This is a genomic window from Nitrospira calida (assembly GCF_976986435.1).
In genome coordinates this window covers 1,825,389-1,839,059 of the sequence record NZ_OZ335950.1, presented here as the reverse complement: position 1 = coordinate 1,839,059, position 13,671 = coordinate 1,825,389, and the positions used below count along the sequence as shown (strand labels likewise).

Annotated in this window: 7 protein-coding genes; all 7 read right to left on the bottom strand. The window is 61.9% G+C overall.

Annotated features, from left to right (window positions below; genetic code table 11):
- Positions 1-65: 65 nt before the first annotated feature.
- Positions 66-1,823, bottom strand: a complete 1,758-nt coding sequence (locus ACWHTU_RS09080) for a glycosyltransferase family 9 protein (protein WP_447863202.1) — start codon at positions 1,821-1,823, stop codon at positions 66-68.
- A gap of 68 nt (positions 1,824-1,891) precedes the next feature.
- Positions 1,892-3,709, bottom strand: coding sequence for a CgeB family protein (locus tag ACWHTU_RS09075; protein ID WP_447863201.1), 1,818 nt, complete (start codon positions 3,707-3,709; stop codon positions 1,892-1,894).
- Positions 3,710-3,765: 56 nt separating this feature from the next.
- Entirely contained in the window at positions 3,766-4,986 is a 1,221-nt protein-coding gene (locus ACWHTU_RS09070; RefSeq protein WP_447863200.1) for a glycosyltransferase family 9 protein, read from the bottom strand.
- Positions 4,983-10,271: a glycosyltransferase gene (locus tag ACWHTU_RS09065; RefSeq protein WP_447863199.1), complete on the bottom strand. Its 5,289-nt coding sequence runs from the start codon at positions 10,269-10,271 to the stop codon at positions 4,983-4,985. Before ACWHTU_RS09065 ends, ACWHTU_RS09070 begins: the two co-directional genes overlap by 4 nt.
- A gap of 78 nt (positions 10,272-10,349) precedes the next feature.
- The gene (locus tag ACWHTU_RS09060) at positions 10,350-10,901 is read right to left on the bottom strand and encodes a class I SAM-dependent methyltransferase (RefSeq protein ID WP_447863337.1); all 552 of its coding nucleotides are present in this window, start codon (positions 10,899-10,901) and stop codon (positions 10,350-10,352) included.
- Positions 10,902-11,620: 719 nt separating this feature from the next.
- Positions 11,621-12,316: a flagellar brake protein gene (locus ACWHTU_RS09055; RefSeq protein ID WP_447863198.1), complete on the bottom strand. Its 696-nt coding sequence runs from the start codon at positions 12,314-12,316 to the stop codon at positions 11,621-11,623.
- Positions 12,313-13,599, bottom strand: coding sequence for an HD-GYP domain-containing protein (locus ACWHTU_RS09050; RefSeq protein ID WP_447863197.1), 1,287 nt, complete (start codon positions 13,597-13,599; stop codon positions 12,313-12,315). Before ACWHTU_RS09050 ends, ACWHTU_RS09055 begins: the two co-directional genes overlap by 4 nt.
- Positions 13,600-13,671 lie beyond the last annotated feature (72 nt).

Below are 13,671 nucleotides of genomic sequence, written 5' to 3'. Positions count from 1 at the left end.
CGTCAAGACTCGATCGTGGATCGTTGGGTTCTCATTCTCATCGGACTCACATTGCCGAAGGCGTTTTACGCTTCATACCTCGCGTAACAGCCCTCCGTCTCAGCACGCTTGTTACCAGCACCGAGCGCGGGCTCCTCAGTCACCTGCGCCGCCACCTCGGCCAATCGATCTCGCCAAGTGGCATAGGCGCGCGCCTGCGCGAGGGCCAAGGCGACGATGCCCTGCTCTTCCGCATTGTGTGTCTCGCGCACCAACGCCACGGTGGGCGGACCGAACGCGGGAGACGCCACCGTGAGTTTCAGCGCACGTTGGAGATCCTTCCGCAACGCGGCTTGCGTGTCCCGGATGGTCTCGACCGGCAAGGGGTACCGGCGACAGAGGCTCGGCAGCGCGTCAGCCCGGTTGACCAGCACTTCCGCCAGGGGTTTTAACTCCTTGAACAGGGCCCGGACCTCCGGCGCGTCGGGAGCCGGACCGACGGTGGGGGCAAGTCGGCTCGGCTGCTCCGTCAATGCCTCGAACCAGTAGCGTCGCCAAAACTCGCCGTACCACCGGGTCGCCGCGTCTTCGCGTCCGGCGCGCAGGTGATAACCTGCCAACCCATCGTCATCGACCGCCGAGGCGTAGACCCGCACTCCCCTCATGTGCCCCGGGAACGGACCTGCACCGAGCGCGTGAAGGCAAAGGGCGGCGACGTCATCGCACGTGACGTGCTCCTTGCATGTGTGGTGCAGGCAGACCTGGTCGAATCCACAGGGCGCGCAGGCGATGTCCGGCTGAACCACCCAATGGCCCGGCCCATACGGCCCGGTTTCCCGGAAGTCCACATGGCCAACGGAGATATCGACGACCGGAGTTCCCACGGCCACGGCCGCGTGCATCGGCCCGGTATCGTTGGTCAGCAGGAGCCGGCATTCCGCCAGCAACGCGACGAGCTGTTCCACCGTTGTCTGACCCGACACATCACGCAGCGGCCCGCTTCCCTCGGCCGCCTTGTATGCGGCCACCGCTTGGCGCACCGCATCGGTTTCGGCCTGACCGCCGATCATCACGAATCCGACCGGTACGTGCCGGCTCAAGATCGCCATCGCGCGACCGAAGTAGGCGGGGCGCCAGGCTTTCGTCACGTCACTGGCCCCGACCTGCACGGCGACCCAGTATCTTGGTTCAACCGGTTCACCGATCAACGGGCGAGGGTCAACGGACTCTCGTTGCGGCACCAGCAAGCTGCCCGCGGCGCCTTGTCGCGATCGCCCGGCGTCGCGGATCTGAGTCCGCGCCCACTCCGTCGCCGCCGGATCGACCCGCAAGGAGAGCGGCGCAAACGGTCCGTGACCGCTTCCGCCGAGGGCATAGAGATCGACCAGATTGAACCGATTGAAGCGTCGGTAGTGATGCAAATCGGTGAAATAGCCCATCCAGGGATTGCGCACGACGGTCGTCCCGTCTCGGGCCGCGGCGACGCCGCGGATGTCCGGCGCGCCGACGCAGGCCGCGAGCAACCCGCTCCGCCGGTTAAAGGTGAGGTTGATCACGCGGTCATAGCGGCGCTCCACCAGCGGCTGCGCCCAGTCCGCCACTTGCCGGTACAGCGCCGTGACGTCCTTCGCCATAACCCGGCAGGTCTCGACAAGTCCCTCGAAATCGAACGCTTCAATATGCCGGAGGCCCGGCAGCAAGGCCGCCATGGGGGCGAAACGCCGATCGACGACCAGATCGATCGCCACTCCGGGTTGTTCCCGATGCAGCCGGTCAATCAACGGGCCGGTCTGAACCAGATCACCCATGCGCGTGATATTGATGATCAGTACTTGCGTGGCCATCGAGGCAGCCTACGGCAACACCGTGCCGGTGTTTATTCCCGTCACTTGAGCACGGCCGGCGTTAGGCGTCAGAACAAATCCCTGGTTTCCATCCGGTACTCGTCCAACATGAGAAGCAACAGCTCGTCCCGCGTCAGGACCGCCGTCGGCCCTTTGCTTTTAATCCGCGCGGCCACCTCCTTGAGCTCCACCCGTTGGCCGCTTGGGAATTCCCTGAGCCACCGCGCCAACTCCGGATCGGTCGAACAGTGCGTCGCCAAGTACCCGGCCTGCCGCTCTCCGCGGAGGATGGCGCCGATCCGATCAGGTCGGCTGACGCCGATCGCGGCCAAGAGAGTCTCCATGCGATGGCGATAGGTATGCTCCACCAGGACGCGACGTCTAGCCGCCTGGGCCATCGCGGCCCGCGCTTCCGGTTCGTGCAGCCAGGTGCTGATTTGGCTCAGCAATTCCTCGGTATTCCGGAACGTCGCGATTTCATTCTCACTGAACAATGCCGGAAGCAGCGCACGGTGATCCGTCAACTGGAAGGTGCCACAGGCCGCCAGCTCGAACGTCCGGGGATTGACGAAATCCGCCTGCGGATCCAGCCCTTCGCCGGTATACGAATGGAGATTGAGGTTGATATGAGTGCCGTTGAACACCTTCACGCAGGTCTCCGTTTCGATGCGCTGGCCGCCTCGCTGAAGGACCGGCTTCAAATCTTCCGCACCCTCCCACTCGTTTCCCCAAAGTTTGAAGGTCCAGCTCTGTTTAGTCAGCAGCGGTAGGATCCGCCGTCGGTTCACGTAGCCAGCCCCGACGAACGACACATCCGCCCCGAATTCCGTTTTTTCCTCAGGTGTCAACGCTAGGGGTCGATGGACGGAGGGATCGGCCGCCAGCGGCAGGTAAGCGACGTGTTGCGCGCCGGCCTGCCGGAAGGCTTCCCGGCAGGCTCCGTTCTGAATGACGAACCAGTGCTGGTATCCCCGGGCCAGATGACGCCAGTATGTCAGATGGCGATAGTTTTCGACGAACCACATTGCGGTCACGAACCGCTTGCGGTTCAAATGCTCGAGAATCGGCAATTCTAGCGGGGCCTGTGCAAGGGCCAGCACCAGGTCGGGAGGATCCTCCGCCAGGCGGCTCACGGTGTAGAGGCCGAGCGACTCCACAAATTTCCCCTGGACCAGCGCCCGGTGCCGCGCCTCTTTCAGGCCGTCCATAACCCGATACGCCCCATAGTGCGCGCTGTGATCAACCCACATGACCTGATGGCCCAGCGATTCCAGCGCAGCCATGGCGTAGCGAGCAATCGGCAGGGATCCGCCGTAGAGCGGGCCAACTACAGCGACGTGCAAACGACCACCGGCTTGGGCGGCCAATCGCTGCCGCAACGACCGTTCGATCGCGCGGTGAAAGTCGTCATGGAGCCCGGCAGCCGGCTCATAGGTCAGGAGCCGCAAGGGAGATCGCGCCATCGATAACCGCGCGGCGATGTCATCGGGAGAACCGTACAGCCAGTCCACCTGTGTGACCCACTCGCCCAGCGGTCGCGCACCAAAGGCATCATGCAGTTCTTGCCGGCTTGGCACCACCGCCGCCACTTTCCAATCACGGGGCATGTGTTTTCGCAGTGCCTCTACGTGATAGAGCAGGCCGATCCCCAGCACGACAGCGAGTTCTCCGGCTTGCACCTGCGCTCCTTGCGCCTCGGCCCAAACCGAAGCCTCGCGCACGGGATCATACTGGCTGTGAATCCATTTGCCATTCGCGAGCGCAGTCGGCAGACCGTTCTTCGCCGGTCGAATCTGGAGCACGCCCCCGCCGGCCTCGCGGACCTCGGCCGCCAGACTAGGCCATCGTGCACGAAGGAGGGCACAGTTGACGTCCAACGGATTCATACGGTCACGCGTCCCCGTACGCATCGCGCGGGGCCTGGTCGCCTCTCACGCGGCGCTCACTGAACGCAAGGCGCACCGCACAAGCGTTCCCAGATCGCTTCGCGACTGCGGTCCGGGATTGAAGGGCCGTTGGCCACGGTGAAATAGGCGCCCAGGCGGTCCAGTCGACTCCGCCACAGCGACCACCCATCCACGAGGGAGCGACAAGAGCCTGTGAGCAACAGTTCCACACTCTCCTTCACCGGCCACCGAGCACTGGACCGGCGGTCATGTGCTCGAGCAGGGCAAGGCCTGTCATCCGTCATCAGCGGTACCTCGGCTTGCCACACCCAATGGCCTTCGCCGTAGGGACCCGTTTCATGGACTCGAGCCCTGGCGAAATACCAACCCATGGCCTTCGCGCCCGTGGCGGCGCCAAGGTGCAACGGCCCCGTATCGGCTCCGATCACCCAGTGGCATCGCGAAAGCAGACCAGCCAGTTCACGGACATCGGTGCGTCCGACGGCGTCCCAGACTCGACCTTGCAGCAGCGGCGCCACACCATCTTGAATCACATAGCCCCGCTCGCGTTCAGCACGTCCCCCGACCAACACGACTTTCGCCCGTTCCTCGCTGTCAAGCAGCGCGGTGATCCAAGTTGTCCACACTTCCGGCGGAACACAACGATCACGATCGCCGGCCCCCACCACGACAGCGACCCAGACGCCATCATCTTGTCCGACCGCCTCGAGGTCCGTTGGAACGCGAACCTCGCGCGCCGGCACGTGTGGCGCCCTGCCTGTCGCCCGGACCCTGCAGAGCCCACAAAACGCATCGGCCAGATGAACGCGATTGCCTGACCGGTCCTGCGCGACCCGGCGCAAGTACGCCGCCCAGGGCGGCATATCCTTCCGAAGCGGGCCGCCTTCGCCTGGACCGATGACACGATCGGCCAGAAGATACGCCGCGAGCACAGCCCGCGGGTGTTGATTGAGGTTGTACGCCACCGGATAGGGCTCATCCGTCAGAGTCCGGATGTAGGCGTTCACCTCGTCCACGACGGCGTCCGGCGCCCGTTTCCAGAGATCCGCCCAAGTCCGCCATTTGAGCCCATCCCAGGGCAGCACCCGATCGATCTGGGAAAACAGCGAGGCGAGAGGCGCGAACGGAGCGGGGCACACCAGGTCCAGCGAGCCGATGCCGCCGGCTTTCAGCGCCGCGATCACCGGGAGCGATTGGACCAGGTCCCCGAGACGGGCGAGTTGAAGCAGCACGGCGCGAGAGACCGGAGCGCTCATCCGGACACGCTCGAGGGAGCGCACAACGGGTGTCCGTCGAGCGCCCGTGTTAACTCATCGAGTCCCTCATATTGCGGATCGAGCAGTTGCAGCACCTGTTCCTCTCGCCGAGCTTCTGCGACCCGCCCGTCCCGGAGCAAGACGCTTGCCAGTGCGAACCGTGTGGTCAGGTCACCGGGATTGCGATCGACAAATCGAGCCAACACCTCTGCCAAGGCTTTCCAGCGGCCGAGCGCCGCGCCAGCCCGGAGCAGCCAGTGCACCGCTTCTGCGTCATCCGGCTCCTGTTTCAAGACGGCGAGAAACGCGTCCCAACTTCGCTCGATCTGGCCCGCTCCCAATGCGGCCATGCCCAGCCCCATGACGGCTCTGCGCTGGTTCGCGCCGTGAGCTCGAGCGGCCTCAAAGGCTTCCGCCGCGTCGCTGAACGCCTGACGTTGCATCGCCAGCACACCGCGTACCAGATAGACCTCTCCGCCGTTCACCGCATGGGGCGGAAGGTGGTCAAGATGACGTTGCGCCTCTTCCAGTCGGCCATCGACGATCGCTTGCCTGGCTAAGCCCAAGCGCGCATCGGCGTCTTCACAAAGGAGGAGCAGCCGCTGCCAGAACAATCCCGCGGCCTCCGTCTCCTCGAGTGCCTTGGCCACCGCTGCTCCCCAGCGCAATACCGCGGGATCGGCCGGCCAACGCCCGGGTTGTCGAATCAACCGCCGAACCGTCTCGTCGTCTCGCCGCTGTAACGCGCGCTGAACATCGGCCACATACCGCCAGGCATCGCGTTCCAGGTCGCTTGCCAGAGAGCGCCAGCGCACAAGGTGCGGCGAGAGATGGTCGCAACAAAATCCGTCCTCGAAGGCGAGCAGGTCTTCATCCGCCAACCGCCATCGCGTTCCCCAACGTTCAAGGAACCGGTCCATATTTTCATGGTCGTGGACGTTTCTGCCCGGCGTCTGTTCTGCGAGGTGGATCACAACGCTGTGCGGTTGATACACCACGCGATGGCCGCGTTCACGGACTTTCAAACACAGATCGATGCCCTCGAACCCGTTTCGATACCCTTCGTCAAATCCGCCTACGGTCAGGAAGATCTCGCGGCGAATCAGCATGCAAACCGCTGTGACACATTGCAGGTCGCGCCGCCGATTCACCGCCGGCGCATCGGCAGGGAACCCCTGGTACAGGTGATAGGGAATCCCGTCCTGACGCGAGATCGCCACCCCGGCGTGCTGGACCGTGTCATTGGGATACAAGAGCTTGCTCCCCACTACGGCAACATCCGCATGTTCCTCAACCTCGCGGACCAGCGCATCGAGCCAGCCCGGTTGTGGCATCGTGTCGTTGTTCAGGAACACCAGGTAGCGGCCCCTCGCCGCCTTGGCCCCCTGATTGCACGCCTTCACAAACCCCAGATTCTCGGCGTTGCGGATCACTTGGACATCCCCCCCCAGGCTCGCCAGCAAGGAGGGCGTTTCGTCCGTCGACCCGTTGTCCACAAGGATCACTTCGTAGCTCGCGTGTTGCGTGTGGCGGGCCAACGCCGTGAGGCAATTAGCGGTCAATTCCGCCTTGTTGCACACGGGAATGATGATGGAGCACTCGAACGTCGCGTCGGACGCCGTTGCAGGCGAGGGTTTCCAAGCGGTGCTCCCCCCGATTCCTCGTTCGCGCGCCGCGACAATGGCGGCCAACTCTTCAATCCATTGTCCTCGCTGGGCCGCCGCGTTGTAGTCGTTCACCCGCGCCTTTGCGCGTTCCCCGATCGCCGCACAAAGCTCGGGATCGCGACGCAGCCGGTCCAGCCAGGCAACCGCCTCGGGGATCGACGGTTCCGCCCAGTGACAGTCTCGCCCCAGGTACTCCGGTCGATAGACCGGCAACGACCCCTGCACCGGCCGCCATTGATACCCGACCAGGCACGCAGCGTCATAGGTCATAAACGACATGTTGCCCGACCACGCCGTGGCCACGACCGGCTTGCCCAGCGCCATCGCTTCGAACATCGGCAAGCCGAACCCTTCCGCACGGTGCAGAGACACGAACACATCGATGCTCGCCAGCAGCTCCAGCACCTCGCGGTAGGGTAACGGCCGATCCAGAAGGATGAGTCTCGGATCCCGGCCGGCTTCCTTGCGCAAGTGTTCCATCACCGGATGCGCGCGCTCGCCTACCGCCGCGTTGTTAACCTTCACCACTAACCGAACCGACGGATCGTCCGGCCAGGCCGACCGAAACGCCTCGATCGCCCCTTGGGGATTTTTGCGGACCGGATCGCTGTGGGGTTCAAAACACGCCAGCAGCACGAACGCCGTCTCGGGCAGTCCAAATTTCTGCCGATCCGGAGCAATGGACTCCGGCAGGCGGATCGGCACATGAGCGCGGACAATCGGAATCCCAGCGATTGCGTTCTCCAACGCCGACCGCACAAAGTCGCTGGGCGCTGCCAGCGCATCCAAGCGCTGCAGCGGGCCGAGCCACGCGGGAGGCAGGACAGGCAATTCCCAAAACGGCAGGGCGGTCAACAGGCTGTGGGCCGCCAATGCCTCAAGCACGTGGGGCGGCACCCTGGCAAGGGACTCGCCATTCAGCGCGAACAGCGTGAGCGGATAGCGACACTCATCCAAACTCTTGGCGAACAAATGACTGTAAGTCCGATCGGCTTGAGCCCGACCGCAGCCGGGATCCAGGTCCACCGCCGCGACGGGAATATTCCGATCGAGCAACAGGCGCAGCACATGTCGGGCAAACACACCGAGCCCCAGATTTCCGCTGAGATAGCCGATGAGGTTGATGCCGAACGGTTGCCCCTTTCTTGGCAACCTCCGTCCTCGGAAAGCCGGGCTCGGTCCAGGGACGATCGTTTTCTGCGGCGGCATCGGCACCTCAGGATTGCCCTCTGACGGCTGAGATCGAGAACGGTCCTCGGCAGGTTCTATGCCGCCGTTGCTGGGCGGCGTTGCTGAGTCGATCGAGCAAGCGGGCAGGCTTCTCTCGTACCGGACCTCTTGTCTCTGCGGAACCGCCTGAACAGCGTCCGCAACCCCCAGCGCATACATGGTTGCGAAAAACGCCCCGTACACGGGATGCAACACCCGCTCGGCATAGATCGCATCAAAGGACCGGCCGTTCAGGCGTAGAGTCGCCAATGTGGCGACATGGACCTTTTCCAGTTCGGCAAGGGTCAACCGCAGCGAGGCGGCAAGATCCTCGCTATAGCGGTCCAGCCGGCTCAGGAGATCGTTCAGTCTCAAAAACGAGGTCTCTAACTCGGGATGTTTTTGGGCCAACACGATGGCCATGCAGCCGGCCTGGCGCATCTTGCGGGCAAAGTCGTCAATCGTGAGAGGGTGATTGTGGTAGGCAACGACCTGCGGTCGATAGTGGAGGCGCATGCCGGCTTTCTGCAATCGATACCCCAACTCCACATCGTCATACGCGGGATAGCGGAACGCGGGATCGAAAACCGGATTCTGAGTCGCGAGCAACCGGCGCTTGACCGACACATTGCACGTGTAAAATGTGCGGAAGTCGGCTCGCCCGTCCCGTGCCAAGTGCAGGGAAAACTGCTGTCCTCCCTCCGGCGAGACGACATAGCGCATGAGCGGGGTGATCTCAATCTCCGGGAACCACTCGATGCCGCCGAGCAGCGCATCTTGGTAGTCAGGATGCCGACGGTGAAACTCGGCATGCCCTTGGAGGAAGTCCGGCGCCGGAACCATGTCATCGCCTGTCAAGAGCACGATGTCGCCTGACGCCGCTGCGATCCCCCGGTTTCGGGCGGCGTTTGCGCCTCCGTGTTCCTGTCGGATAAACATCACACGAAACGGCCATATCGGGCTTGTCGCTACCGCTTCGGTCTGATCCCCCGAACCGTCATCGACAACGATAACCTCAAAGCGAGCTGCAGGCCACGTCTGAGCGGCATACGCCTGGAGCGTCTTCCGAAGGACCGCGCTCCGGTTGTAGGTCGGCACAATCACGGAGAGGAACGGATCAGCTTGGACGCCTGGTCTGTCTCCCCGGAGCGCAGGATCAGCCAGGACTGCCCTTGGCTGTCGACTCTTACGCCAGTCGGCAAAGGCCTGTTTCACTATCGCCTGCATGTTCGCGTACGGCTCCGTTTTAACGAAAAAGGGCATGGAGTAGGTCAGACGGTCTTTGTGCAGGAGAGTCCCCTGCGGCTCCGTGTAGGGAATGAATTCGGAGGCGCCGTGATGTTGAAGGTAATTGGGGTCGACGCCGTCGCAGACCGGCCGTGCGCTGCAGGTAGCGCAGACCTCGGGGAACAACTTGAGGTTCTGTCCCCGCACACCGATGATGCGCAGACCGTTGTCTAGCGTCTGCCGAATATCTCGGTATTGGAAATCGGCCTCAAGCCCGCCTTCCAGCACAGGAATTCTGGCCGCACATTGTTCCGGTCCACCGCCCTGGTGTCCGCCCGCGTTCATCCATTCGTACGGGTCGTAGCGCACCCCGACCACACCCACCAGGTTTTTCTCCATCCCTCGCATTGTGCAAAGCGGGGCATATCGGATGTTCACCGCGACATCGTGCGATTCGAGATAGTCGACAGCCTCTCTGAGATACGGATGAATAGCTGAATATTGCGCCTGGATGCCCATGGCCCTGCCATCACGGTTCCATTCGTAATAGGCATTCATGATGATGAAATTGCACAGGTAAATCCGGTGCTCGATGATTTCCCGCGCAATGTCAGGCAGGTGCCGGTAATTCCATTCCATGACCACCGTATTGGTCGTGTACTGGAAGCCCTGCTCATCGAGGTAATCCATCGCCTGTTTCTGCTTAGCCCAGGACGCTCCAGTGAGCTTTTCGAAAAGTCCGGTCTCCACGGCATGCATGGAGAAGAGAAAATTGACTAGCCCTGTATCGAGCAAGTCGTCGATCAAACGGTCACGCCTGCAGTTCGACATGCGCCGCATCAGGTACTGACCGAGAGTGATGATTCGGCCCTTCAGCCCGAGGTCCTGATGGGCATAACGCGTAATTTCAATGATATCCGGATGCAGGGTGGGTTCTCCGCCGGTGATGTCGAAATTCACGAACCCGTTGGCCTTGAGACGCCGCAGGATCTCCTTGCAGTCCTCTAGCGATCGGAACTTTGCCCGACGCATACCCCGGAACTGATCGTCCGATCCGTCGAGATAGCTCCAATAGCAGAACTTGCAGGAGTGGACGCATTTCAGGCCAACGTCCAGCACCGCTCCTCGGCTCAATTGTCCCGATGGATGTAACACATACCCATCATTTCGTTGCTCTGCCATGACATCCCTCTCCTCTTTGGGCATCTAGCTTGCTGTGACGTCTCCTCCATATCTGGCGAATCACTCGCCGGCGATCTTTTAATGCGTTGGCACTCCCGTTTCGCGGTTTGTGTCAGATGACGCCACAGAGGATCGGGTTGCAATGTTGAATCGAGCACAACACACAGGGTCCTGGTAACGCAGCGACTGTTGCGTCTGCACCGCATTCACCAGATCGGAGATGGTTCCGTATTCCGGCGCCTGTTGCAGATGGGCTAGTCCTCCAGCATTGGCAACCCAAATGTTGGCCCGAACGTGATAATCTTGAACAAACCAATCCACAGCCGACCTAACACCGGGCCAACGCTCTACGTTACGGATATCATGGCCATACAATAGCGTATGCGGACTTATCAGGGACCTAACCGCATAGAGGTCCGCCACGACCGAGGCAAACTCGTGGTCTCCATCGATGAAGATAAAATCCACCGGGCCAGGAACAATCTGTTCAAACGCCGTCTGCGTTCGTTCAACCGCTGAGACGACCTTTCGAAACCGGCACGTTCGATATTTTCCAGAAACATGCGCTTGGGGACACCAGTTGCCGTTTCGCGGAAGTACTGTAACGTCTCGCTCGTAATGCCTCGCCACGTGTCGAAACACCAGAGTTGCTCGAAGTACTGGTGCTTGCGCTCCACTCGCCAAGACCACTGGAATGTACCCTGATCGGGCGTAGAAGCGGTTATGAACTCATAGAGATGGTTGTCAAACGGCAATGGCAGTCCAAGCGGAAGATCAGCGGCAAGCATGCTCACGGTCGACCGCCCCAGCCACGGACCGATCTCCACACCTCGTAGCGGCCGACCAACACGCTGGTACTGCTCACGCACCAATGCCTTCAAAGCCATGACATCATCAACCGTCAGTAAAGGGTATCCTAGATTGAGCACACGTTCCTCGCTGACATCAGGGACGGGACACAGCGATGAACTCTCCCCGCCTTACCCCGGCGTGGCCCTTTCTTGATCACGGTTGAGGGAACAGGAGCCAGGAATTATTGCTTTGTCCGTCGCTGCGGTTCCTGCCTCAGCGCAGAGGCTCTGGCGTTTTTGCCAGGTCGCTGTGCTTCCGTCTCTCATCTCATGCCGTCCCACACTTCTTCTTGCCGCTCGGACGCGATCGCTGGGCCTTTCTCTGCGCGCGCCCGCTTCCACATGCAGCGGAGGATGCAAGGGTCACGCCATCTGCAGCGCTAGCAAATTCCCCTTTCCGGTTGCCCTCCATCTCGATCAGCCGTCACGCACTCGGCAGATTTTTCCAATGAGGTCGTCTTTTGCCGCTTCCATCCCACGCCGTCACGCTGTGACCGCTCAGCGCTGCTTCTGCACCACGCATTGCTCAATGGCCTGCCTCACCGATCCGCCCCAGCCTCGGTATTCAATGTATTCCGCCCGATTGAACAGAAATTCGATGCCGACATGGAGTCGGTCTTGGTGCAGGGTCAGGTTTTTGACGACCCCGGCCAGATTGCTGACATGGCCGATGCCGGGCAGGTCGAATTCCAAGCGAACCGATGTCCCCGGGATCACGTCGGCGTGATTTGCTGTCAGCGCCGCACAGCAGCCGCTGACACTCAGGTCGAGGAGGATTCCTCCCGCCACTGGACCCAAGACGTCGCAACCGGCGAGTTGATTCCCCTCCGTTCTGAGGAGCACCAGCGGCTCGTGGCTCGGCACGCGGACGTGCTTTCGCACCATGACCTGTTCCACGGTCGTCGGAAACGCCAGAAACCACAGCGGCAGCGGTTGCGCCACACGCATGCAGAGTTCGCTTCGGAACCCGATCAGTTTGCCGGCATACATGTAACGCACCGTGCACGGCGAGCCCGGTGGGCATTCCACCGCCTGCCCGAGTTGAAACGGCCATTCGCAGATCAACCAGGCGCCGTCCTTCCACCCCAGCAGCGTCGACCCGGATTGGACGATCTCCGTGCCGGCGGGCACCCCCAGTTGAAGCGACACACCGACCGCTAAAAACCCCGGTTCCTTGACGTGCTCATCGTTCATTGCTCGCCTCCGTCGAGCACCAGATCGGGATCCACACCGACATGTGTAGGATTAAGCACTGTTTCAACGACGCGCAGCGGTTTGGTCGTCTGTGTCGTCAAATCGAGCGGCTCCGGTTTCACGACCTGACGTCCTCCGGAGTCTTTGACGATGAAAACCGTCGGCAGCAGCGGCTGCTGGTGGTTGAGACGGCTCACCACCGCGATTTCACCGGTATTCAAGGCCACGCAAGAGCCCACCGGATAGATACCGACCACCTTGATGAAACGGTGCACGAGCCCGAAGTGGAGTTGCCCGCGTCGACCCAGCAGGTACAGGAACCGGAGAACCTCGTGGGGCGGTTTCGCCTTGTGATAACAGCGGTCGCTCGTCAACGCATCGTACATGTCGACGACCGCCGCGATTATGCCGAACGCGCTCAGCTCGGCCCGTTTCCGGCCGAACGGATATCCCGATCCGTCCACTCGTTCGTGATGTTCGAGGGCCGGCTTCACGGAGGTGTCGTCCAATCCGGTCGTCTCGGCCAAGAATTCCGCGCCGCGCAGCGCATGTTGTTTCATGAGCTCGAACTCATCGGCGTTCAGTCTTCCAGGCTTGTTGAGGATCTCCGGCGGAATGCGCATTTTTCCGATGTCATGGAGCAATGTCCCCACACCGAGCCGATGTAACGCCGTTGCATTAAGATGAAGGCGGCGGCCTAGCGCCAACGCAAGGATCGCCGTGTTGACGGAATGGTAGAAGGTGTATTCGTCGAAGCGCTTGAGGCGTGTGAGGCTGGTCAAGGCGTCGGCATGCCGGAAAAGGCTGTCGACCAGGGCCGAAACCACGCGGTTGACCGCCTCCAGGTTGATGTCTCGCCCGAGACGCGCCTCGTGCATGGTGTCGCGGATGATCCGTTTGGCCGCCTGATACGTCTCCCGCGCCGCGGGCAACTCTTCCTCGAAGGATCGCGCGTCTGTGGTCGTCACCTCGACTGGCGTTTCCGCGTCGCCCGATGCAGGTCGGACCAGCGACTCCGCCGACACAGGCGGCTCGGTGAGGTTGTCCATCGTGCCCTCAAGTTCATCCACCTCGCTGGGCTTGGACGCACGGTCGGTTCGTTCCTCCAGCTCCACTTCAACGAAGCGCACGCCGCAGGCTTTAAGCCGCTCGATGTCCGACGCCCCGGCCACCCTCATCCGGTGACGCCAAAACGGCGTTTCGAGCCACGATCGGTCCAGATCGACAATCCGCATTCCACACTCAAGCTGGTCGATCGGGATCCGTTTGCGCACCACACCCATGACTATTCAGCGCAGACTCCTCAGCCCATCCAGCATCGGTGTTGTATCGGCAACAACCGAGCAAAACTTGAC

What these genes read in the sequence shown, in the direction of transcription:
- ACWHTU_RS09080 (WP_447863202.1), bottom strand. Translation starts at nt 1,823, where the DNA reads ATGGCCACGCAAGTACTGATCATCAATATCACGCGCATGGGTGATCTG.
- ACWHTU_RS09075 (WP_447863201.1), bottom strand. Translation starts at nt 3,709, where the DNA reads ATGAATCCGTTGGACGTCAACTGTGCCCTCCTTCGTGCACGATGGCCT.
- ACWHTU_RS09070 (WP_447863200.1), bottom strand. Translation starts at nt 4,986, where the DNA reads ATGAGCGCTCCGGTCTCTCGCGCCGTGCTGCTTCAACTCGCCCGTCTC.
- ACWHTU_RS09065 (WP_447863199.1), bottom strand. Translation starts at nt 10,271, where the DNA reads ATGGCAGAGCAACGAAATGATGGGTATGTGTTACATCCATCGGGACAA.
- ACWHTU_RS09055 (WP_447863198.1), bottom strand. Translation starts at nt 12,316, where the DNA reads ATGAACGATGAGCACGTCAAGGAACCGGGGTTTTTAGCGGTCGGTGTG.
- ACWHTU_RS09050 (WP_447863197.1), bottom strand. Translation starts at nt 13,599, where the DNA reads ATGGGTGTGGTGCGCAAACGGATCCCGATCGACCAGCTTGAGTGTGGA.